At 40.6% G+C, this 22,013-nt stretch carries 22 protein-coding genes; 8 read left to right on the forward strand and 14 right to left on the reverse strand.

Going from position 1 to position 22,013, the window contains the following annotated elements; all coding sequences use genetic code 11:
* Positions 1-17: 17 nt before the first annotated feature.
* Both PR834_RS08080 and fghA read left to right on the forward strand, forming a co-directional pair.
* The gene (locus PR834_RS08080; protein WP_004261726.1) at positions 18-1,130 is read left to right on the forward strand and encodes an S-(hydroxymethyl)glutathione dehydrogenase/class III alcohol dehydrogenase; all 1,113 of its coding nucleotides are present in this window, start codon (positions 18-20) and stop codon (positions 1,128-1,130) included.
* A gap of 10 nt (positions 1,131-1,140) precedes the next feature.
* Positions 1,141-1,977 (forward strand): S-formylglutathione hydrolase, encoded by an 837-nt coding sequence (gene fghA / locus PR834_RS08085; RefSeq protein WP_036958450.1) that lies wholly within the window; start codon positions 1,141-1,143, stop codon positions 1,975-1,977.
* Positions 1,978-2,081: 104 nt separating this feature from the next.
* Here fghA and PR834_RS08090 read toward each other — a convergent pair whose 3' ends face one another.
* From PR834_RS08090 to hemP, 9 genes are all read right to left on the reverse strand, one after another.
* Entirely contained in the window at positions 2,082-2,300 is a 219-nt protein-coding gene (locus PR834_RS08090; RefSeq protein ID WP_004261720.1) for a HEAT repeat domain-containing protein, read from the reverse strand.
* Positions 2,301-2,565: 265 nt separating this feature from the next.
* Positions 2,566-2,778: a HEAT repeat domain-containing protein gene (locus PR834_RS08095; protein ID WP_004261718.1), complete on the reverse strand. Its 213-nt coding sequence runs from the start codon at positions 2,776-2,778 to the stop codon at positions 2,566-2,568.
* 304 nt (positions 2,779-3,082) lie between these two features.
* Positions 3,083-3,871 (reverse strand): heme ABC transporter ATP-binding protein, encoded by a 789-nt coding sequence (locus PR834_RS08100; protein ID WP_036958448.1) that lies wholly within the window; start codon positions 3,869-3,871, stop codon positions 3,083-3,085.
* 2 nt (positions 3,872-3,873) lie between these two features.
* Entirely contained in the window at positions 3,874-4,875 is a 1,002-nt protein-coding gene (locus tag PR834_RS08105; protein ID WP_094962090.1) for a FecCD family ABC transporter permease, read from the reverse strand.
* Entirely contained in the window at positions 4,872-5,693 is an 822-nt protein-coding gene (locus tag PR834_RS08110; RefSeq protein ID WP_196731802.1) for a heme/hemin ABC transporter substrate-binding protein, read from the reverse strand. Before PR834_RS08110 ends, PR834_RS08105 begins: the two co-directional genes overlap by 4 nt.
* Before the next feature lie 16 nt (positions 5,694-5,709).
* Positions 5,710-6,759, reverse strand: a complete 1,050-nt coding sequence (locus tag PR834_RS08115; protein ID WP_094962092.1) for a hemin-degrading factor — start codon at positions 6,757-6,759, stop codon at positions 5,710-5,712.
* A gap of 25 nt (positions 6,760-6,784) precedes the next feature.
* Complete coding sequence (locus tag PR834_RS08120; protein WP_272536573.1) at positions 6,785-8,797, reverse strand: TonB-dependent hemoglobin/transferrin/lactoferrin family receptor; 2,013 nt, start codon at positions 8,795-8,797, stop codon at positions 6,785-6,787.
* A gap of 52 nt (positions 8,798-8,849) precedes the next feature.
* Positions 8,850-9,128, reverse strand: a complete 279-nt coding sequence (locus PR834_RS08125) for a hypothetical protein (RefSeq protein ID WP_136134904.1) — start codon at positions 9,126-9,128, stop codon at positions 8,850-8,852.
* Between the two features lie 99 nt (positions 9,129-9,227).
* Entirely contained in the window at positions 9,228-9,401 is a 174-nt protein-coding gene (gene hemP, locus PR834_RS08130) for a hemin uptake protein HemP (RefSeq protein WP_226617232.1), read from the reverse strand.
* Positions 9,402-9,610: 209 nt separating this feature from the next.
* Between hemP and PR834_RS08135 the strand changes: the two genes are divergently transcribed.
* Complete coding sequence (locus PR834_RS08135) at positions 9,611-10,240, forward strand: NAD(P)H-binding protein (protein WP_004261694.1); 630 nt, start codon at positions 9,611-9,613, stop codon at positions 10,238-10,240.
* 303 nt (positions 10,241-10,543) lie between these two features.
* Here PR834_RS08135 and PR834_RS08140 read toward each other — a convergent pair whose 3' ends face one another.
* The 5 genes from PR834_RS08140 to PR834_RS08160 form a co-directional block, all read right to left on the reverse strand.
* Complete coding sequence (locus PR834_RS08140; protein ID WP_136134903.1) at positions 10,544-11,488, reverse strand: DUF1177 domain-containing protein; 945 nt, start codon at positions 11,486-11,488, stop codon at positions 10,544-10,546.
* On the reverse strand, positions 11,488-12,213 hold the full coding sequence (pepE, locus tag PR834_RS08145; protein WP_136134902.1) for a dipeptidase PepE: 726 nt from the start codon (positions 12,211-12,213) through the stop codon (positions 11,488-11,490). The genes PR834_RS08140 and pepE overlap by 1 nt, the downstream gene beginning before the upstream one ends.
* A complete protein-coding gene (locus PR834_RS08150; RefSeq protein WP_272536574.1) occupies positions 12,206-13,411 on the reverse strand; it encodes an aminotransferase class V-fold PLP-dependent enzyme in 1,206 nt (401 codons plus the stop codon). The genes pepE and PR834_RS08150 overlap by 8 nt, the downstream gene beginning before the upstream one ends.
* Positions 13,412-13,428: 17 nt before the next feature.
* Positions 13,429-15,057: an OPT/YSL family transporter gene (locus PR834_RS08155; RefSeq protein ID WP_136134900.1), complete on the reverse strand. Its 1,629-nt coding sequence runs from the start codon at positions 15,055-15,057 to the stop codon at positions 13,429-13,431.
* A 63-nt stretch (positions 15,058-15,120) separates the two neighbouring features.
* Entirely contained in the window at positions 15,121-15,834 is a 714-nt protein-coding gene (locus PR834_RS08160; RefSeq protein WP_004261689.1) for an IclR family transcriptional regulator, read from the reverse strand.
* 494 nt (positions 15,835-16,328) lie between these two features.
* On the opposite strand from PR834_RS08160, the gene galE reads away from it, so the two are divergent.
* The 5 genes from galE (at position 16,329) to PR834_RS08185 (ending at position 21,879) form a co-directional block, all read left to right on the forward strand.
* Positions 16,329-17,354: a UDP-glucose 4-epimerase GalE gene (gene galE / locus PR834_RS08165; RefSeq protein WP_272536575.1), complete on the forward strand. Its 1,026-nt coding sequence runs from the start codon at positions 16,329-16,331 to the stop codon at positions 17,352-17,354.
* A gap of 12 nt (positions 17,355-17,366) precedes the next feature.
* Positions 17,367-18,431, forward strand: a complete 1,065-nt coding sequence (locus PR834_RS08170) for a UDP-glucose--hexose-1-phosphate uridylyltransferase (RefSeq protein WP_110592124.1) — start codon at positions 17,367-17,369, stop codon at positions 18,429-18,431.
* 68 nt (positions 18,432-18,499) lie between these two features.
* The gene (gene galK / locus PR834_RS08175) at positions 18,500-19,654 is read left to right on the forward strand and encodes a galactokinase (protein WP_004261683.1); all 1,155 of its coding nucleotides are present in this window, start codon (positions 18,500-18,502) and stop codon (positions 19,652-19,654) included.
* 35 nt (positions 19,655-19,689) lie between these two features.
* Positions 19,690-20,721 (forward strand): galactose-1-epimerase, encoded by a 1,032-nt coding sequence (gene galM / locus PR834_RS08180; protein WP_166185159.1) that lies wholly within the window; start codon positions 19,690-19,692, stop codon positions 20,719-20,721.
* 153 nt (positions 20,722-20,874) lie between these two features.
* Positions 20,875-21,879, forward strand: coding sequence for a substrate-binding domain-containing protein (locus PR834_RS08185; RefSeq protein ID WP_004261677.1), 1,005 nt, complete (start codon positions 20,875-20,877; stop codon positions 21,877-21,879).
* The last annotated feature ends 134 nt before the right edge of the window (positions 21,880-22,013 follow it).

Below are 22,013 nucleotides of genomic sequence, written 5' to 3' on the forward strand. Positions count from 1 at the left end.
ATAAAGAAGGAATAACGATGAAATCACGTGCAGCAGTTGCATTTGGTCCTGGTGAGCCATTAAAAATTGTCGAAATTGATGTCATGCCACCAAAGGCTGGGGAAGTGTTAGTCAAAATTAGCCATACGGGTGTTTGCCATACTGATGCATTTACCTTGTCAGGTGATGACCCTGAAGGGTTATTTCCTGTGGTATTAGGGCATGAAGGCGCGGGCGTTGTTGTTGAAGTCGGTGAAGGTGTAACTAGCGTTAGCGTTGGTGACCATGTCATCCCACTTTATACGGCAGAATGTGGAAAATGTGTTTTTTGTGAGTCAGGCAAAACGAACTTATGTGTCTCTGTTAGGGAAACACAAGGTAAAGGTGTGATGCCTGATGGGACCACACGTTTTTCTTACAATGGCCAGCCTGTTTACCATTATATGGGTTGTTCAACATTCAGTGAATATACCGTTGTTGCCGAAGTCTCTTTGGCTAAAATTAACCCTCAAGCCAATCATGAAGAAGTGTGTTTATTAGGTTGTGGCGTGACCACGGGTATCGGTGCTGTACATAATACGGCTAAAGTACAAGAAGGTGACTCAGTTGCAGTTTTTGGCCTCGGTGGGATTGGTCTTGCGGTTATTCAAGGGGCAAGGCAAGCAAAGGCTGGCCGTATTATTGCCATTGATACTAACCCGTCTAAGTTTGAACTAGCGCGCCAATTTGGTGCGACAGAATGTTTGAATCCTAATGATTTTGATAAGCCGATTCAGCAAGTGTTGATTGAGAAAACCCAGTGGGGAGTTGATCATACCTTTGAATGTATTGGTAATGTTAATGTTATGCGTGCAGCACTTGAAAGTGCACACCGAGGATGGGGCCAATCAATTATCATTGGTGTCGCAGGGGCAGGGCAAGAAATTTCAACTCGTCCATTCCAATTAGTAACAGGGCGGTCATGGCGTGGTACGGCTTTTGGTGGTGTGAAAGGCCGTAGCCAGTTGCCAAAAATGGTTGAAGATGCCATGAAGGGTGATATTGAGCTGTCTCCATTTGTGACGCACACATTGCCATTAGAGCGTATTAATGACGCATTTGATTTAATGCATGAAGGCAAATCAATCCGCACCGTTATTCACTATGATTAAGGAGTCTTTGATGGAGAGAATTGAACGCCATGCGTGTTTTGGGGGCTGGCAGGATGTTTATCAACATCAATCCACCGTGCTCGGCTGTGAAATGAAGTTTGCAGCTTTTCTACCACCACAAGCGAGAACAACCGTCTGCCCAGTGATTTATTGGTTATCAGGGTTAACCTGTAATGAACAAAATTTTATTACTAAGGCGGGAGCCCAACAATTTGCGGCAGAACATGGCGTGGTTATAATCGCACCAGATACTAGCCCTCGCGGTGCTGAGGTTGCTGATGACGAGGCTTATGATTTAGGGCAAGGCGCAGGTTTTTATGTGAATGCTCTGCAAGCTCCGTGGAGTCATCATTACAGAATGTATGATTATATTGTGTCTGAACTACCTGATTTAATCGAAACACATTTGCCTGTATCTGATAAACGTTCTATTTTTGGCCATTCTATGGGTGGACACGGGGCTTTAATGATTGGCTTACGAAATGCAGGCCGATATTCTAGTTTATCTGCATTTTCTCCTATTGTTGCTCCAACCCAAGTTCCTTGGGGGCGCAAAGCCTTTATGGCTTATCTGGGGGAAGAAACAGCTAGCTGGTCTCAATATGACACTGTTGAATTAATCGGAAAAGCGGAGGCTATTCCACCTATTTTAGTGGATGTAGGCACTGCGGATCCTTTCTATCAAGAACAATTAAAACCCGAGTTATTTGTAGATATTTGTGACAAAAAGCAATTTGAATATCGTTTGAATTTACGTGATGGATATGACCACAGTTACTATTTTATTAGTAGCTTTATTGGTGAACATATTGCATTTCATGCACGCTATTTAAACGATAATAGCTGAGTATGGTAGTGTTAGGTATATTGAAGTTTTAGGTATATTGTAGGGTGAGGCCAATAGTTGGTTTCACCTTGCTATTCCTTAACGTTTTAATCATGCCTAAATCGCTACTCTAACCCTCCATGGGAGAGCTTGCTGATTGCTTTAATCGCACTGATTGCGACATCTTTATTTGGGTCATTACATAATTCAAGTAGTCGATTAATCGTATTATGTTGTTTCAGTCGTATTTTACAATCACCTAAAGCGGATATGGCAGCTATTTTTACATCATCATTTTTTCTTTTCGTTAAATCAAGTAATGTATTTATGACTTTGTTATCCATCTTTTATCCTAATCAGGGTATTAAGAAATAAAGTTAATTAAAATCCATTTGTTTCAAAATATTAATTTCAATGTAGAGATGCTACTAAAAGAAAGAATTTGTTAATATCAAAAAACACAACTAATATGGATATAGTATGATTAGGTTTGTGTATGAATAGGTAGCAAAAATCATACCTATTCATATATAGGGATTAGGAAGATTAAATAAGATTAATTAAAAAACCTGTGCTTTAACGGATTGATAAAAAAATATTATTTGTATACTAAAAATGGTGGGAGAGTTTACTCAGTGCCTTTATTGCAGACACCGCAACATCCTTATTGGGATCTCTACAGAGTTCAATTAAACGGTTGATCGCATTTTGTTGTTCAACGGTCGCTTTATAATCACCTAATGCGGAAATAGCTGCAATTTTAACATCATCATTTCCACGATGCGTTAATTCAATTAATGTTTCAATAATGTTATTTTCCATGTAAACCCTTTGAAATACCTATGCGATACCAAGGTATTCTAAGTGAATTTACTTGAGATTTATTTTTGAAATTTAATGCTTTATTAATACATTATATAGATTTTACGCATTTTCAGGCTATTAACTATCTTATTAACTAGGGCGCATTAAGAGAGTAAGGATTATTGATATAAAAAATTTAAAATATTAAAAGACATTAGTTATCTATTAAAATAGATATGACTAAATAATTCTTTATTAAGGTAAAAATAATAAAGCACTTTACCTTTAAAATGAGTTAAATAAAGTGCTTATTAAGCCTGAGTTAGTGACGTAAATAAACGTGAGGCGTGTTATTTTCAGGGTGTTGAGTAACACCTAGGTCAGCTTGATACCAACGAGTTAAGTTTTCAGTCGTTAAAACATCGGTAGGGGAACCTTGAGCGACAAGCTTTCCATTATGAATTAATAACACTTTATCTGCATATAATGCGGTTAGATTAAGGTCATGTAATACACAGCAAACACCTAACGGTCGTTGACGTGTAAGTTGATGTAGTAACCGTAAGCTATGCTGTTGATGATATAGATCAAGCGCAGAAGTGGGTTCATCGAGAAACAAGCATGCGGGTTGAGCTGTTGGTTGCCATAATTGTGCTAATACTCGAGCTAATTGAACGCGTTGCTGCTCACCCCCTGAAAGTTGGCGGTAATCCCGCTGCCGTAATGATTGGCAACTGGTTTGTGCTAACGCTTCATTGATGGCGGTGTGTTTATATTCTGAACCATAGGGGGTTCTGCCCATTGCAACCACATCTTCAACAGTAAAAGCAAATTGCAAATGGCTATGCTGTTTCATCACAGCACGTTTTCGGGCTAACGCATTATGGTCCCAGTCAGTCATTGCTCGGCCTTCAATAAAGCATGTACCATGAGTCGGGGTATTATAGCCTGTTAGTAATTTTAATAGACTGGATTTCCCTGCGCCATTTGGCCCAATGATCACCACAAATTCCCCTTGATCAATCGATAAACTCACATTATCTATAAGCGTCTTTTCACTGATTTTATATGATAAATTTTGTGCTTCTAACAAGAGCGATTTTGTTTGCATTTTTAGATCCTCCCCGAAGGCTGCCGTAAAATTAGCCATAAGAAGTAGGGGCCACCAATTAACCCTGTCAGTAAGCCAACAGGAATTTCAGCAGGTGCAACCGCAGTCCTTGCTACAGTATCGGCAATAAGTAATAAGCCCGCACCTACGATAGCGGAACCAGGAATTAACCAACGATGGTCTGGCCCGAGAGTCATGCGAATGAGATGGGGAACAACGAGACCGACAAAACCAATAACACCGCTCATGGCAACCGCACAACCAACTAACATGGCGCTAAGGAATAATAAAATAAACTTGGTACGCTCAACATTGAGCCCAAGGTAATGGGCGTCTTCGTCCCCTAATTGTAGGATATTAAGCTTACTTCCTTGTGTTAAACAGATAATACAAATAGGAAGAATAACTGAAGCGGCGATGGCCAATGATGCCCAGTCAACATTACCGAGCGTGCCCATCATCCATAAGCTAAATGTTCTGAGTTGTTGGTCATTACTGATATAACTAAGAACACCGATGAATGACATACACAGCGCATTGATAGCGATACCCGCGAGAAGTAGTTTTGCGAGGTTACCATTTGATGAACGATTTAAGCTAAAAATAATAAAAGATACGGCTAGGCTACCAATAAAAGCAGCAGCGACATGGCCATAACCTTGCATCACGGTGGGTAATGAAACAGAGAAAACAATAAATGCGGCAACGGATAAAGCCGCGCCACTACTGATACCGAGTAAGCTAGGATCAGCGAGGGGGTTACGGAATAACCCTTGCATAATGGCGCCAGATACTGCTAAGGCAAGGCCAACTAAAATGGCAATTAACACGCGAGGAAGGCGGATATTTAACCATATTTGCCAATCCGAGTCTGTGGCAGATGCCTGCCACAGTGCTTTTAATGAGAAGTTCATTGCGCCGGCATTCGACGCGATGAGAACTAAACCGCCAAGTGCTAACAATAATACGATAATCACCAAAAATGGGTTTTTAAAGCGACTCATTGGGATTTTTCTAATGCCTCACGTAGTTGTTGCATGACTTTAGGCGTACCTAAACTGAAAGTGAGCATACCGACGTCATCGACAACCAGAAGCGCTTTATTTTTTCCTGCGGGAGTCATTGACATTCCTTGTAATTTCCACACTTTTTCTATTCCACCTAATGATTTAATACCTTCTTTGGTAAAAATGATTAAGTCAGGTTGGCTTGATAGCAAGCCTTCTTGGGATAGAGGGCGATAGCTGTCGAAGCTACTCATGGCATTTTTTGCCCCAACCGCGTTAATGACACTGTCTGCCGCAGTGTGCCGTCCTGCCGCTAAAGGCATAACACCACCGTGACTCATGATAAATAAGACTTTTTTGTCAATAGGAGCCGTATTTACTTGGCTGAGCTGTTGGTTAAATTGATTAACTAATTGCTTTCCTTGCTCTGTTTTACCGACCACATTAGCGATGGTGGTAATTTTTTCTGGAATGGCTTCTAAACTCGGTTTCCCTATCACTTTAATAATTTTTACGCCGCTTTTTTCGATTTGCGAAAGAGCCATTGAGGGTTTAGCTAACTCACTCGCAAGGACTAAAGTCGGGCGCATTGACAACACGCCTTCTGCGTTAAGCATACGCATATAGCCCACATCTGGGAGCTTGGTGGCTTGCTCTGGATGAAGGCTGGTGCTGTCACGGGCGACGAGCTGTTCCTGTGCTCCAAGTTCATACACAATTTCAGTCACATCACCCCCTAAGGTGACGATGCGTTCTGTTGCATAAGAACAAAAAGAGATAAACAGCGTTGATAAGATTAGAAGCCATTGTTTCATAATAAGTTACCTAATTTTAAATGCGTGGTAATGCGGTGACTTGTTGGCGCCATTGCTCTTGCTCTGGAGTCCCTTCCGTACGCTGCCCATACATTTGTGCGATTTGATTTCCTTGGTTATCGAAGACTTCAAGGCTAGTCACATGGCCATCTTGTGTTGGCTTGCGTGTGACCCAGCATTCGGCAATACCATTTTCAATCATGTGCAAGGTGAAATCAGGATTGAAAATATTTAGCCACTTTAAGTCTGAACCTTCACTTTGATATGGCATGATTTTTTTGATTTCACCAGTAAAAATTTGCACACATCCGCGGTTGCCCACAAAAATCATAATTTCGTTTTGATCTTTGAACGCAGTGTTAATCAGCTGATTGAAGGAATCATTAGGCACTTTCCAAGCCAAATCATCGCTAACCGCAGCGAAAACTTGCTGGCGGCTGAGGTTGTTTTTCTTGAGTAGAACAAAAAATTGGTGAACGTCTGTCATGTTGCGCCATTCTTGTTCTAATTGTTGTTTTAGCTCTTCACTAACGGGCTGATTGGTAAATGCAGTTGCTGTTTCATGGATGAGCTCCGGGTTATCTTGGGTAGCATATTTTTCAATCAATGCCTGCCATGCCGCCATATCCGTTTCATCGGTGGTGTAAACTTTATGTAGTGCGTCACCTTGTTTATCAAAAAATTGGATACTATGACGCTCACCGTGTTTGCTGTCTTCCGTCAAAGCAAAGATAGTGTCCCAATGGCTGAAAAACATCCGTAAATCAAGGGCGCGAGGGTTTAAAATTAACCCACCGTGTGGGCTAAAGGTTGCATTGTCATAACGACCAACTTGCTCATGAACCACATATTCGTTACGGGTAATCGCTTTCACTTTCCCAACAGTGGCTAATTCTGTCAACAAAGTGGGGGCATCGACATTTAAACGAACAGCTTTGTCGTGACCAACACGACTATGCAGTAGCTGAGCTTCAGATACATTTAAATAGGCGGCGAGATCGCGAGCGTATTTGGCTTTGTTATCTGTTTTTGCTTGTTGGTAACGCTCGTAAAGTGCTGAATTCACGTTTATCTCCTTAATATTGTGTGAATTACCATTGGAAGCTGACAAGCAGCTTGGCATTACGTCCATCTTGAGGAATACCTTGTGATGAGTAGTATTCTTTATCAAATGCATTGCCTAACACGACACTGGTTCCTAACCCTTTGAGTTGTCCTTCACCTTGATAACTCACATAGAAGTCATGTACGGCATAGCCGGCTTGTTGTTCTGCTTTAGAGGCTTTATTGAATTCTGTATGGCGCGTAAACTCCCCTAGCCAGCCCACTGAAAAACCGCTGTCTGCAATAGGTACGGCCAGATTACTGGTGACAGAATCAGGTTTAATTGATGTTATTGATTTTCCATTAGATTCATCTTTTCCTTCAGTATGGTTATAAGCCAAACTCCAATTGAAATAGTCTGTTTTATAATCCATTGAGGCATCCCATCCCCAAATTTTGGCACGTTTAGTATTGATTGATGTGGTGTAGTTATTTTGCAAAATATATCTATCAACATTCACATATGTGTTGATGTAATCTTTCGCTTTGGTATCAAAATAACTGGCTTTAAATTGTAGGTTGTCACGATCCATCAATAGGTCATCGAAACGCAGGCCAAAACCATATTCTGCAGTACGGGTTGATTCAGGTTTCAGATTAGGGTTTGGTTTCCATCTATTAACGATTGGCCCCATTTGGAAGTGGACCTCGTCGTTATACATTTCCATCATAGAAGGGGCTCGGAAGGCTTCTGAATATGACGCAAATAGCATTGACCACTCTGTTGGTGTGATGCTAACGGCACCTTTAGATGACCATTTACCTTTTTTCACATCTTCATTGCCATCAGATGTCGCTTTATAGTGGTCATAGCGCGTACCGACAATAAAGGAAACAGGCAAATCTTTTAGGCTAATTTCATCTTGTAAAAAGCCGGATGCAAAGGTGATGTCCGCATCGGGGAATTGGGTGGTATTTGCATAAGGAGTTTGTTTTTGCTTATAAGCTTCACTGCCGTAAGTCAGGTTATGTGACGCTAATGGCAAGTCATAAAAGTTAGAGCGGTTATCAGCTTTTATGCCATAAGTTTTTTGTGTACGACCTTCATAGGGGGTTCCTTGGCCTTTTGCCGTGATATTAATATCGGAGTAATAAGGCGTGACTTTAAAATTTAGCCATTCCTGTGAGCCCGGTTTAATTTGATAAGTTATCTGTGCATCACGTTGGCGAGTGGTACGGTTAACTTTTAGATTGTCACTCCCTACATTAATTTCTTGCGGGTTTTTCGGCTCATTGGCATCATTATTATAATAACGCACTTGGCCAGAAAGCTTTTGTGCATCATCGATTTGCCATGTTCCTTTTGCCAGCAGGTTACCAATGGTTTCCTTGTTTTTCATGTCATCGCCATTACTCATGCGGACATTACCAGTTTCTTTCGTGACAAAGCTGAATAGCCCATCAAGGTTATCACTACGGCCAAACGCAGTGCCGCCGAAACCGAAGCTATGATCGCCAGTAGCGGCTTCGGTAAAGACACGGAAACCGTGGTCTTGGCCTTCACGTAATAAGTCTTTGGCATCAACGGTTTCCCAAGCAATCACACCGCCCATGGCACCACTGCCGTAGAGTAGGGCAGAAGGGCCACGGATAATTTCAACTTGCTTAATCAGAGCAGGGTCGATAAAGGTGCCATTGACATGGCCTGTATCTGTGCCTTGGCGAATACCATCCACTAAGGTCAAAATGCCGCGTCGATCAAACCCGCGCATATAAATATCTTGCCCATTTGCACGGCTAGTACCGGTGACACCAATCCCGGGAACTTTACGTAAAATGTCATTGACGGTGCTGGCCGTTTGCGTTTCAGGTGAATTATTTTTGATCACCGTGACCATCATCGGGGTTTCGAAGCTGTCACGTTCGCTACCTGTCGCATAGACAGTCATCACATCATGATGATTTTTTTTTGGTGTTGGTTCTGTTGTTTGTGCTTGAGCACTTGCTATCACGCCTAAGATGGCACTGGCTAGGACTGACATTCGCAAAACAGGGGACATAATTGTGATACTCCATATAGTTTTTATCTGTATTAAGCAGAGTGAATTCGTATTAATTGATAGCGATGTATTGGTCTGGAGGACCTGAATTCGGTATGACACAGGAAAAATTGCATGTAAGCGGTGTCTGAACATAGCAAGAGGAGTAAACAACTAATGAAGGTATAAAGCTGAGGTAATAGTCAGTAACTGGTTGGTGTTCAGCAGGACTATTTGGGATGTGGCACATTAACGCTACCGCTGCGAGATAGTCAGGTATCGAGTGGCTATCCTTGCTGATTCGATATTTAGCGGCACAAATGTGAAATACAGACGTCAGTTTAAACTCCATAAGAAACCTTTTCCTATGTTTAGATTAAGCTGGCTGCCTGGATAATTAACCTAGGTGGCTTGCGAATTAAGTTTTGGTACGACTTACTTTGGGTATGGCTTACTTAGTTAAGATCAACTTACCTGTACGAGTTTGTCTCAATTGATAAAGCTCGCCATTATGTTGAATTGAGACCTTACCGGCAGGGCCCAATAATTGTTGGCTTTCTATCACGTCAGTTTTAACGGGTTGTTTCGCCGTTTCGACGGTATTTTCTGCAACTGGGGCTGTCATATTATTTACCATACTAAGTTTGTTGATAATCGAAATGATATTGAGAATGATTATCTTTAGAATGATTGCCAATATCAAGTAATTTTCACAATCAAACAACAAAAGAGCCACAAAAAACTAAGTTCGTACGAAAAAACAGCATTAATCTAGTGGTTCCCCACTTACAAGGCTATAATTGAGTTTCTCTATTCATTGCATGGGTGAATAAAATGAAAATATTACTGTTAGGAGCGACAGGGCTTGTGGGAAGTCATGTTTTATCATTGGCACTTGCAGACTCTCGTGTGACTCAGGTGATAGCGCCAACACGACATGCATTAGCAGAACATGAGAAATTACAAGCACCTATTGTTGATTTTAACCATTTACCTGACGAGGCTGCGTTATGGGAAGTCGATGCTGTGATTTGCGCGCTCGGTTCAACCCTCAAAGCCGCTGGTTCAAAGGCGGCATTTCGTCAAGTGGACTACACCTATCCTTTAACCTGTGCAAGGCTAGCCAAAAAATGGGGTTGCTCGACATTTGTATTGACTTCTGCTTTGGGGTCAAACGCTAAGTCACCTTTTTTTTATAGCCGAGTAAAAGGGCAGCTTGAACAAGATTTAAGATTACTGGGTTTTGATTCTTTAACTTTAGTTCGCCCGAATGTGATTCATGGTGACCGCCAAAAAGTGCGTTTGGGTGAAGTTGTTGTGATTCGTATTATTTCCTGTCTATCATCTATATTGCCCGCGAGCTGCCAAGTTAGCCCCGCAACAAATATTGCGAAGGCATTATTTGAGGCTGCAATAAATCCCACGAAAGGGGTTCGTGTTATTTCATCTAAACAGCTTATATAACACTGGCTAGTTCATTTTTGTTGGTTATGTTGTTTTTTTGTTTCACACACAAAAGCTTCAATTTTATGATGCCTGAAATGCTAACCGATTTAGGAATTACAAAAGTTAATGTAGGGTTGGTAAACATACTGATTGATGACAAACATATTATGTTTGACGGCAAGTCTAATAGTTTATTGAAAATAAACTAGGAAAATCAATTTATTGATTTTCGGCTGATGACACAAAGTGGGAAAAACCACGTTTTATCCCGCTTTGTCAACAACCTAAAGCCCACAAATGTGGGCTTTTACTCTTCGAAGGTTACCCCTGAATCTGTGCTAATGAACCGTATAAATCATAAAGTGTTTCATATTCATCTTGCTGATAAAATCGAATTTTATCCCAACAAAATTGCTTAGCGACTTCCACGGTAAAGCGTGTGGCATCGATTAACTCACTTTCATAACTTGCACCTGTTTCACTACCGGGGATAATCGATTTAGCCGTAATGGCAAGGCCAACAACAGGTGCCTGTGTTGCAATATGCGGTTGCATTATAGAATTAAAGTGATAAACACCGTTATCATAAGGAGAAATGTCTTGTGTGGTGATAGGAAACGTCTTTGCCACATCTCCTGTTGCATACTCCAGTAAGCGAACTAAATCAGGTGCGACGCGTAAAATATAGCCTTGCATAGCCGTGGGAGAAATCGCAATCCCTCGGTGCTTAATGATGCTGTTTCCCTTTGATGTATCGATGGATAAAATAGCATCCATCTGTTTATCGACTTCATATTGGTTCATGGTATTAGATGAAACTGGCATCCCCATAAAATCGACAGGGTCATGAGGAGTAATCGAAACATGCGTGGCGATATGAGAGCTAATTATTACGTCTCCTTTGAGGCTCTGCCCCTTTGCCGCCATATCCAACAACTTCATCGCGCTGGCAAAAGCGACAATTGACCCATCAGCATCAGAAACTATTCCAATACGATTCGGTTGTGCCTGTTGTGCACCTAAACGACCGATAATGCCTAAAGTCGGGTAAGTGCCTCCACGGTGTTTGCCCTCAGAGCCTGGGATTAATACTTTTATAAAATGGCATAACTGACTTGTATCCTCTGGGGATTCATAAGGAATAGAAGTAACAGTGATGATGGCATCATTTGAGCCAACAGAATGAAGTAGCGCTGCCATTTTTTCGCCATCAACATCAGGGGTGTCTAATAAGTCATAAACTTGGCTTAGATAATTCAAAGACATTATTGCACTCCTTTAATAATATTTAATTTGAATGGCTTGTTGGTAGCAATTTCTTCAATCTTATTAGGTTCCCGTAACCATAGGGCATTTTGCTCACCTAAAATGGTGCCATGGTCGTTTTCAATAAATAATGCTGTTCCTTCATATAGTGCGATCAATTCTTCCATGGGGTTAATCGTTAAAAACTCATTTAATCTCTCTTCACGACTTTCCCCATTATGGCCAATTGGTTTACCAGAAATAAAATGCGGGTTAATTTGAAATGGGCAAATATTCAGCGCACTAAATGTAGGGGGTTGGACAATTGGCATATCATTGGTAGTGCGAATACTCGGTGTTGCAACATTACTGCCTGCACTCCATCCCATATAGGGAATGCTTTCATATTTAACTCGTTGTGAAATCAGCTCCACTATGTTGGCATCATATAGGCGTTTTAATAAGGCAAAGGTATTTCCGCCGCCAATAGCAATCGCTTGTGCTTGTTTAACTGCCGCAACAGGGTCGCTAAAGTGATGAATTGATGTTAATTCATAACCTAAAGCATTAAATACCGGTTTTACAATTGCTTCAAAATCATCAAAACTGAATGTAACTGCGGCATAAGGAATAAATAGAATATTTTGTTTTTTATGTTGTAATAAACGATGGATTTGTTCGCCCGCATGTTGTAAATAATTCATATTCCCCATGCGAGAACTACTCATTAATAACGCATTAGTCATTGCTATATTCCTTTTTGATTTTTTTTATTGAATTAATTAATAAATCGATTTCTTTTTCACTATTAAAATAATGAATTGATAAGCGGGCCATTTTTTCTATTTGATAGAACTTTAAAATAGCGGTTGCCATAAAGTGACCTGATTCAATAATGATATTTTTAGCTTCTAATTTTTGCATTAATACATCAGAGGGGATTCCGTTAATATTAAATGGAATTATTCCTATTCGCTGGTGGCTATTATTAGGGCCATAAATTTCGACACCAGAAAGTTGAGATAATTGCTGCATCGCATATTGAGTGAGTGTTTGGTTGCGATTCTCAATTTGTTCAATACCGATATTTACAGCATAGTCTAAAGCCGAATCTAAACTAATAATGGCCGGAACATTTGGGCAGCCCGCTTCAAAGCGTTTTGCTGTTTGAGGCAGAATAACGTCTCCTGTTTGTGGGTCAATTGAGCTATTCCACCAACCGACCAGTGTGGGGGTTAATGATGGTACCAATGATTCACGAACAAACAGAATTCCACTGCCTTCTATCGCTCTTAACCCTTTTCGTCCACATGATGACATAAAGTCACATTGCCATTTTTGAACATTAACGTTATACATTCCAATGGCTTGTGAAGCACTAATATGGCTAAGTACACCATGCTTTCTGGCTATCTCACAAATAGCCTGCACAGGTTGAATTACCCCAGTTATGTTAGATAGCGCAACGAAACTGATGAGCTTTGTCTTAGAGGTTATCGCTTGCTCGATAGATTCAGGTGAAAGGACACCATAGCTATCCGCACTCACCTTAATAATTTTTATTCCTTTTTCATGCGCTAACAGTTGCCAAATTGCAATATTGCTGAGCATCTCAGTATCAGGAATTATCACTTCATCGCCAGCTTGCCAAGAAATACCTCTAGCAATCAAGCTGATAGATTCTGTGCCATTTTTGGTAAATGCAATTTCACTGGGCTTTGCTCCGATAAATGCGGCCAATTTTTGTCGACAAATTTCAACTTGCTCATAAGTTTGCTTGCGGAAGTTCGGTAAATAAGTCCCTTGCTCTGCGGTTTTATCAAGATAGCGCTTTACTGCGTCTATTACCGGTTTTGGCGGTGGCGCAGCGGCTCCCGTATCAAAATAAGCGTAATGTTGTGAAACTAGAGTGTCTTTTTGCACTTGCGACCAGATATTCGTCATTATTATTCCCTATAAAGTTATTTAGCCCAGAAGGAAAGCAGTTTCGCTTTGAGGGTTGGCAGGAATGCTTTAGCCGTGGAGTAAAGAGCATCGCCAGCAATAAGCCCACCAGCGAAAGTTGAAATTTTATCGGAACTGATATTGAAGAAACGCTCAATGATAATTCGAACCGCGAGTGCAGTAAGAACCGTCCAACCTGCAATAGGGTAGTTAATCATCAAGCCAGTTGAGAAGAGTACGCCAATCTGGTTTTTAGCACCGCCAATTAACTGAATGATGGCACCCGGTATGGCCCACAATAACAACATCATTGCCACATCTGAGGAGCTTCCTGCTTGGATCGTAGCGGCATAAAGCCTTGATGCAGGAACGATTTTGTCTTGTTCGAAATAAAAATCGTAGGTAAGTGCAACCACCACCAAGGCGCAGCAAAAACCGATAATAGCGGCAAAATATTGTTGTTTTCTCCCATAATGTTCTGCAGATTGGTTTTTACCATAACCGCGGATCATAAACCCCGTTTTTAGGTCAAAACCCATATCGGCAAAAGCAGGGCCTGTCGCGGCACAAAACCCAACTAAAACGGCCAATGCTTCGGGGGGAAACCCCAGTAAAATACCAATCATCAATGAGATAAGAGCTGCTGCAGTTGCAGGAAACCAGCCAGAATGCATCGCAGCCATACCTACAATCATCTCTTGGATTAAAGCGGCTAAGGTCGCAAAAATGAGGAATCCAATAAGTTGTGGCAATGTCATAGTGACAAATATTTGACTAATAAATGTGAGTGCTAATGCGGTTAAAAAGTAGAACGTTGCCCCTTTGATTAAGGTTGATTTGATACGTTTGCTACTTTGGCGTAATTCATCACTATCTTCGCTTTGTTGCTGACTATCTTTCTTGTTGCGAAATACAATGGCTCCGATTTGGATTAATGCGACGATACCTGCACCAATCATCACACCGTGTGGGACATAGTTTTCATATAAATTATAAGTAATTAGCCCTGACTCAGAAAAACCGCGAATGAGAAGTCCAACAGCAAACATGAATAACGCGAAAATACTGCCAATCAACGCGATCCCTGCGGATGCCATTGGGATACCAAAACCTGCACCGATGGCTCCAGCAGCAAAGCCTGTCAGCAATGCGCCAAGCCGCTTTCCACCTTTATTTCCTGCCCACAAAGTTTCTGCGGTGGCAACACCGGCAGGCCAAGATGCACTGGCAGGATAGGCGCGGGTATTAAACAAGCCATATAAAATCGTGCCATCAATGATAATCGCAACGAAAGCTCCAGCCATCATCGGATAAATTAATTCAGGCATACCCAATACCCAAGGCACACCAATGGCTACTATTAAACCATTTGCTGCAGCAAAGGTTGCTGCAGAGATGCTAGTTTGAATTAAATTTTGCGCATCGATAAATTTAAATGATGCGAAAATAGAAAGTGGGACACGAGATAATAAAATGGCGAGAACAGCACCGATAATTGATGTGTTTGCGGAGATACCTAGTGTGACAATAATCTGAATACCAATAATAGCACCAACAAAAGATAATATAATTATTGCGATGAGTAGTGCTGGAGAAAAAATAGATACACGTACCTCAGTATCATTTTTATCATGAGATATATTCATAGAGTTACCTATTTTATTTTAATAATTAATAACTGCTTTTTATCTTATTATTTCACCATGGATTTAAAATATGGTAGATAATTTACTGGCTGTGGATTTTAATAATGGATAATACTCGGTTAAATTTTTACTTTGGCTTGATGCTGCAATGCATAACGAGCCTAATACCCCTTTTTCAAAAGAAAATATAGGAACGGATAACCCTTGTGTTCCTGCTAAATAAGCTTCTTTTGAATATGCATATCCTTCTTCAGCATAGAGACTTAATTGCTTTTTTAATAAGGTGTTATTTTGCAAATTATGTTTAGAAAGATATTCATCAATATATGAAATATCCATTGAGCTTAAAATGATTTGTGTAAATGGGGCTTCATGCAAGCTCAACGCTTCTCCTTCTTTAGATGTAAAGCGGATAAGATGGTCACTTTCTAAAATGAAATTACAAATAGCGATATCATTGTAACGGCGATAAATAAATATGGTTTCATGTGTTTTATCAGCGAGAGGGCGTAAGTAGTCACTCGCTAATTGTGAAAACTGGCGTGTGTTATTGGCTAAATGACCGATTTCAATACACCGCAAGCCTAATAAATATTCTTTATTTTTATTTTTTTGTAAGAAACCTTGCTCTTCTAGAATATTAAAACCCCGCTGTACGACGGAAGGGCTCTTATCAAGATGACGAGCTAACTCACGTACTCCCCATATGGGCTTGTTGATTGAAAAGTAATCTAACAAGGTTAATACGAAACCAGCAGATTGTAGTCGGTTATTCATAGCTTCCCCTGTTTATAATTAATTGAATTAGCACTATTGTTATATTTTTGTTCCTTATACGGGAACAGTGTGCCGTTTGGTAATACAAACATATTTAGATGAAACAATATGCAAAGTAAATGGTTTGTTGCATCTGTGTTAAGTAGGTCACTAAAACAGTTCTTATCATTTATCTTTTTTTTCTTGCTTTCTCTATAACTATTTGAAGTTAATTTATTTTTTTTAGTCTTTAGCTGTTCCTACTAGCGAAACAATCAAAAGGACGCAAATGGATAAATGAGTTATTGGTGAAAACAGGAGAATTTGTTTACCTTGAATGATCTTTTCCTGATGCGATTTATTTATGTGAGAAATAGATTATTTTATAATTTTGTGTAAACGTTTACACTAAGTCGAGATTGATCACAGAATCTTATCTAAACTCGTTGTTATACTCGGTAGCAATGACAAGTTGGAAGACAGAATGCAATTTAAGCAGTATTGGGGGAAGAGAGATGCAACAGGTTGAAATTCTCGTTACAGGCGGGCTCGGGTATATCGGTAGTCATACTTGTGTTCAATTGATAAAGGCTGGGCTATCACCAGTTATTATTGATAATTTGTGTAATGCAAAGCTAGAAGTGCTTAATCGTATTGAAAGATTAACCGGTATGCGCCCAGTATTTTATCAGTGTGATGTTCGAAATGAGCAACAGCTAGCCCACATTTTTTCTTCTCATCAATTTCATTCAGTTATTCATTTTGCAGGGCTAAAAGCGGTTGGTGAATCAGTAGAAAACCCCCTTAAATACTATGATGTTAATTTCAATGGGACATTGGTATTAATGCGCTGTATGCAGGAAGCGAACGTGAAAAGTTTGATTTTTAGTTCGTCAGCAACAGTATATGGCGAGCCCAGTCGTTTACCTATCACCGAAGAGTTCCCAACGGGTAATACGCAAAGCCCTTATGGCACCAGCAAGTATATGGTTGAGCGTTGTTTATCTGATTTATTTCACTCAGACCCGTCATGGTCATTAACATTATTACGTTATTTCAACCCAGTAGGTGCTCATCCATCGGGTTTGATGGGAGAAGACCCACAAGGGATCCCAAATAATTTAACACCTTATATTACCCAAGTTGCAGTAGGGAAAAGAGACAAATTGGTGATTTATGGAAACGATTACCCTACGGTGGATGGGACGGGGGTTCGGGATTATATTCATGTCATGGATTTAGCTGATGGCCATGTTGCTGCTCTACAAAAGGTTGGTAATCAAGCAGGGTTACATTGCTACAATTTGGGTACGGGGAACGGCACCAGTGTTTTGCAAATGTTACATGCATTTGAAAAAGCTGTTGGAAAAGCCATTCCTTATGTGATTGAACCACGTCGTGCTGGGGATATTGCGGAATACTGGTCAACACCAGAAAAAGCGCACCATGAACTAGGATGGCAAGCGGAGCGAACTCTTGAGGATATGGCGACTGACAGTTGGCGTTGGCAATCAAATAATCCCAATGGTTATGAAGTTTAGGAGATGCATGAGATGAATATTTTGCCTTTTAACCCTTCGGATTGCCCTCATCGTCGCTATAACCCATTAACAGGCCAGTGGGTGTTAGTGTCCCCTCATCGAGCAAAACGCCCGTGGAGCGGTAAAGATGAAAAACCATCAATAGAAAATTTACCTCAATATGATGAGCATTGCTTCTTGTGCCCTGGCAATACAAGGGTCTCCGGGGAAGTGAATCCTAACTACCAAGGGACTTATGTATTCCAAAATGACCATGGTGCGTTATTAGCACAACCCTGCGCCCAACCTGATAATCAATCTGAATTGTTTCAATCACAATCGGTGAGTGGGGTTAGTCGAGTGATTTGCTTTTCGCCTGATCACAGTAAAACACTGCCAGAGCTGTCTGTACCTGAAATTGAAGGTGTTATCGAAACATGGCAGCAACAAGTTGCTGAGTTAAGTGAACGTTATGCTTGGGTTCAGGTTTTTGAAAATAAAGGGGAAATAATGGGGTGTTCTCAACCGCATCCTCATGGACAAATTTGGGCAAGTGATTTTTTACCTAATGAAATTGCACGTAAGGACCATTTTCTCACGCAATATTATCAACGTCATGGCAGCAACTTATTAATTGACTATATTAAAGCTGAGCAACAAGATGGCTCACGAATTGTTGTTGAAACTGAAGAATGGATTGCACTTGTTCCTTATTGGGCAGCTTGGCCATTTGAAACCCTGTTATTGCCAAAACAGCATATTCGCCGTATGGATGAAATGAATGAAGCCATTCGTGCAGACCTTGCTGTTGCGCTAAAAAAACTCACAAGCCGTTACGATAATCTATTTCATTGCTCTTTCCCATATTCAATGGGATGGCACTTTGCACCTTTTATTAATGAAAGCCAAAGTATCGATCACTGGCAACTACATGCCTTATTTTATCCGCCATTACTGCGCTCAGCGACGGTGAAAAAATTCATGGTGGGGTATGAAATGTTAGCTGAAACTCAGCGAGACCTGACACCAGAACAGGCCGCACAACGTTTACGTGATGTGAGTGACTGCCATTATAAACAAAGTCAAACTACTAAATAATTCATCAAATTATAATTAACTTAGCTGTTTGCTGGGTTAACCAAATTACGCATTAAGGATAATTAAAAATGGAAACGTTAAAGCAAACTGTTGCCTCGTCGTTTGAAAAAACCTTTGGTTATCAACCTGAAATTTATGTTCAAGCGCCGGGGCGAGTGAATATTATCGGTGAACATACGGATTATAATGATGGCTTTGTTTTGCCTTGTGCGATTGATTACCAAACGATGACCGCGGCGGCTAAACGTGATGATCGTATCATCCGAGTCGTTGCGGCTGACTACCATAATGAATGTGACGAATTCAGTTTGGATAGCGAAATTGCATTTTTGCCTGAAAAAATGTGGGCAAACTATATTCGCGGTGTCGTGAAGTTTCTCTTACAAAGAGGGCTTTTATTCAATGGTTGCGATATTGCAGTCAGTGGTAATGTGCCGCAAGGCGCGGGGTTAAGTTCTTCAGCCTCACTCGAAGTTGTGATTGGACAAACACTTAAGGCTTTGTATCAATTAGATATTAGCCAGCAAGATATCGCGCTTAATGGCCAACAAGCTGAGAACCAATTTGTTGGTTGTAACTGCGGTATTATGGACCAACTGATTTCAGCGTGTGGTGATGAAGGCCATGCTCTATTGATTGATTGCCGCAGTTTGGCGCTATTTCCTATTTCCATACCTGATGATCTGGTTGTGATGATAATCAACTCAAATAAGCAACGGGGTTTGGTTGGAAGTGAATACAATACACGCCGCCAACAATGTGAAGAAGCTGCTAATTTGTTTGGGGTGAAAGCGTTACGTGACATCACATTTGATGAGTTTTTACAGAAGCAACATCTATTATCGCCTATCGTTGCTAAGCGAGCCAAACACGTGATCAGTGAAAACGAACGTACTTTAGCGGCAGCAAAAGCATTAACACAAAATGATTTATTGCAGTTAAGTGAGTTAATGGCGCAATCCCATATTTCTATGCGTGATGATTTCGAAATCACCGTCAAAGAAATTGATACCTTAGTGGATATCGTTAAGTCCGTTTTAGGTGTTCAGGGCGGGGTACGAATGACAGGAGGAGGCTTTGGCGGCTGTGTGGTTGCACTGATGCAGCAGCAATGTGTTCAACCGGTGATTGACGCGGTAGAAGCGCAATACCAGAAAATGACAGGCCTACAAGCCGATATTTATGTTTGCCAGCCAAGCTCAGGTGCGAGTGTGGTAAGTTAAAACCAAATTAATAAATTGAAAAAAGTTGATATAACATGCTGTTTAATCAAGAAAAAAATCAGACGCCCAAAGTCGTAGAGTTAACCAATAAAAATGACATGAAAATTGTCCTGACAAGTTTAGGGGCAAGCTGGGTAAGTTGTATTTTGCCGCTAATACATGGGAGACGAGATGTTGTTCTAGGTTCACCAAATATGGATAAACAAAAGGAACAAGACGTGTATTTGGGCGCGACAGTCGGGCGCGTAGCTAACCGTATAGCGAATGCACGTTTTTCTATTCATGGTGAAAATTATTCAGTATCAGCCAATCAAGAGCCGCATTGTTTACATGGTGGGCAGGACAATTTTAGTTATCGGATTTGGGCCATATCACAACCTAGTACTCAACAGGCTATTTTTTCACTCATTTCACCCGATGGTGACCAAGGTTTTCCCGGGGAATTGAAAGTTGAGGTAAGTTATGAATTAACGGATGAAAATCAAGTGATTATCCGTTATAAGCACCAAGCTACAAAGGCCTGTCCTGTAAATCTAACCAACCATACTTATTTTAATTTGGCGGGTGAAGGTAGTGAAAAGACAGCGCTAGATCATGCTCTTACGATTTACAGTGACTGTTATTTACCCACAGATAAAGCAGGGATCCCTAGCGGAGAGTGGCGTAATGTCACTGGTAGTTATTTTGATTTTCGCCAAAGCAAACTCATTGGCCGTGACTTTCTACAAGATCACGACCAAATTTCTGCTGGGGGATATGACCACACTTTTATGCTAGATACAGCCCGTATTGATGGTCGGCAAACGGTGGCATCGTTGAGTGCTCCTGAGGGAGACGTAAAGATGAATATTTCTACAACGATGCCCTCTATGCAGTTGTATACAGGGAATTATTTAATTTCAGTTGCGGGTAAAACAAAATCTTATACGCCTTTTTCTGGGGTTGCATTTGAAACACAGTTTCCACCTGATGCTGTTAATCACCCTGAATGGGGAGAACGATACAGCCCGATTTCACAGCCTAATCAAATTTATTGTAGTGAAACCTGCTATCAATTTATTTTCTAAATCTATATATGATTAACACCGCATCTAAGCGGTGTTTTCTTTTTTGCACGATAAACCCATTATTTTACTTTAAATAATTTTAATATGCGTTATGCCATTGTTTTTAATTCTAGCTCATTGTTTAATAAGCCATCCTAATTGTAGAGGTGCACAATGGCGACAATCAAAGATGTGGCAAAAGAAGCCGGTGTTTCGGTTGCAACTGTTTCTCGAGTGATTAACCAATCACCGAAGGCAAGCCAAGCTTCTATTGCATCAGTAAAGAGTGCAATGAATAAGCTAGGTTATCGTCCCAATGCCGCTGCGCGAGCTCTTGTGAACCAAAGTTCAAATACCATTGGGGTGTTAGTTAACGATGTTTCCGACCCTTTTTTTGGCGTTATGGTCAAGGCCGTTGATGCTGTAGCGCATAAAAATGGTAAACATATTCTGATTTGTAATGGTTACCATAATGCCAAGGAAGAGCGCCAATCGATTGAGTTGTTGATTAACAACCGCTGTGATGCTTTGGTTATCCACTCTAAAGCTCTGGATGATGCTGAACTGCTTCAATATGCAAAAGAAGTCCCAAGTATGGTACTGATCAACCGCCATATTGATGAAATTGCAACCCGTTGTATTTCTTTAAATAACTACAAGGGCGCATATTTAGCGACAGAACATCTTATTCGACATGGGCATACTAAAATTGCGTACATTTCATCAAATCACCAAATTGAGGATGCGGTACAGCGTTTACAGGGTTATCGAGATGCGTTAAAAAATAATGGTATTCAACTGTCTGATAGTTATATTGAATATGGCGCTCCTTATGGGGAAGGTGGGGAGCAAGCGATGACTAACTTACTGATAAAATCACTCGAAATCACAGCGGTCGTGGGTTACAACGATTTTATGGCCGCGGGAGCCATCGCGGTATTAGATGAAAATGAAATTCACTCACCAGAACAGGTCTCGGTTATTGGTTTTGATGATGTGTTGATTGCCCGCTACATCCATCCACGCTTAACAACAATTCGTTATCCTATCCAAATGATGGCAGAAAAAGCCACACAACTAGCACTTTCTTTAGCGAGAGGGGAAAAAACGACAGGTGAAAGTTTGATTTACTCTCCGACATTGGTTCAACGTAATTCAGTTAGGCCTTTGCACGCCTAAGTATTTTATAGGCCATAGCGTTACGAAAATAAGTGTAAACGTTTTCATTAATATTTGATGAACTTCACGAATTTATTAAAATCTAGATTACTTCCTGGTACCTTCTCTTCTATCACCTATGAAAATTTACATTA

This window comes from Providencia sp. PROV182 (assembly GCF_028480325.1).
GTDB classification, from domain to species: Bacteria; Pseudomonadota; Gammaproteobacteria; order Enterobacterales; family Enterobacteriaceae; genus Providencia; species Providencia hangzhouensis.

Bases quoted from the DNA above. Each gene is read 5' to 3' on its own strand.
- PR834_RS08080 (WP_004261726.1), top strand. From the start codon at position 18: ATGAAATCACGTGCAGCAGTTGCATTTGGTCCTGGTGAGCCATTAAAA.
- fghA (WP_036958450.1), top strand. From the start codon at position 1,141: ATGGAGAGAATTGAACGCCATGCGTGTTTTGGGGGCTGGCAGGATGTT.
- PR834_RS08090 (WP_004261720.1), bottom strand. From the start codon at position 2,300: ATGGATAACAAAGTCATAAATACATTACTTGATTTAACGAAAAGAAAA.
- PR834_RS08095 (WP_004261718.1), bottom strand. From the start codon at position 2,778: ATGGAAAATAACATTATTGAAACATTAATTGAATTAACGCATCGTGGA.
- PR834_RS08100 (WP_036958448.1), bottom strand. From the start codon at position 3,871: ATGCAAACAAAATCGCTCTTGTTAGAAGCACAAAATTTATCATATAAA.
- PR834_RS08105 (WP_094962090.1), bottom strand. From the start codon at position 4,875: ATGAGTCGCTTTAAAAACCCATTTTTGGTGATTATCGTATTATTGTTA.
- PR834_RS08110 (WP_196731802.1), bottom strand. From the start codon at position 5,693: ATGAAACAATGGCTTCTAATCTTATCAACGCTGTTTATCTCTTTTTGT.
- PR834_RS08120 (WP_272536573.1), bottom strand. From the start codon at position 8,797: ATGTCCCCTGTTTTGCGAATGTCAGTCCTAGCCAGTGCCATCTTAGGC.
- PR834_RS08125 (WP_136134904.1), bottom strand. From the start codon at position 9,128: ATGGAGTTTAAACTGACGTCTGTATTTCACATTTGTGCCGCTAAATAT.
- hemP (WP_226617232.1), bottom strand. From the start codon at position 9,401: ATGACAGCCCCAGTTGCAGAAAATACCGTCGAAACGGCGAAACAACCC.
- PR834_RS08135 (WP_004261694.1), top strand. From the start codon at position 9,611: ATGAAAATATTACTGTTAGGAGCGACAGGGCTTGTGGGAAGTCATGTT.
- PR834_RS08140 (WP_136134903.1), bottom strand. From the start codon at position 11,488: ATGTCTTTGAATTATCTAAGCCAAGTTTATGACTTATTAGACACCCCT.
- pepE (WP_136134902.1), bottom strand. From the start codon at position 12,213: ATGACTAATGCGTTATTAATGAGTAGTTCTCGCATGGGGAATATGAAT.
- PR834_RS08150 (WP_272536574.1), bottom strand. From the start codon at position 13,411: ATGACGAATATCTGGTCGCAAGTGCAAAAAGACACTCTAGTTTCACAA.
- PR834_RS08155 (WP_136134900.1), bottom strand. From the start codon at position 15,057: ATGAATATATCTCATGATAAAAATGATACTGAGGTACGTGTATCTATT.
- PR834_RS08160 (WP_004261689.1), bottom strand. From the start codon at position 15,834: ATGAATAACCGACTACAATCTGCTGGTTTCGTATTAACCTTGTTAGAT.
- galE (WP_272536575.1), top strand. From the start codon at position 16,329: ATGCAACAGGTTGAAATTCTCGTTACAGGCGGGCTCGGGTATATCGGT.
- PR834_RS08170 (WP_110592124.1), top strand. From the start codon at position 17,367: ATGAATATTTTGCCTTTTAACCCTTCGGATTGCCCTCATCGTCGCTAT.
- galK (WP_004261683.1), top strand. From the start codon at position 18,500: ATGGAAACGTTAAAGCAAACTGTTGCCTCGTCGTTTGAAAAAACCTTT.
- galM (WP_166185159.1), top strand. From the start codon at position 19,690: ATGCTGTTTAATCAAGAAAAAAATCAGACGCCCAAAGTCGTAGAGTTA.
- PR834_RS08185 (WP_004261677.1), top strand. From the start codon at position 20,875: ATGGCGACAATCAAAGATGTGGCAAAAGAAGCCGGTGTTTCGGTTGCA.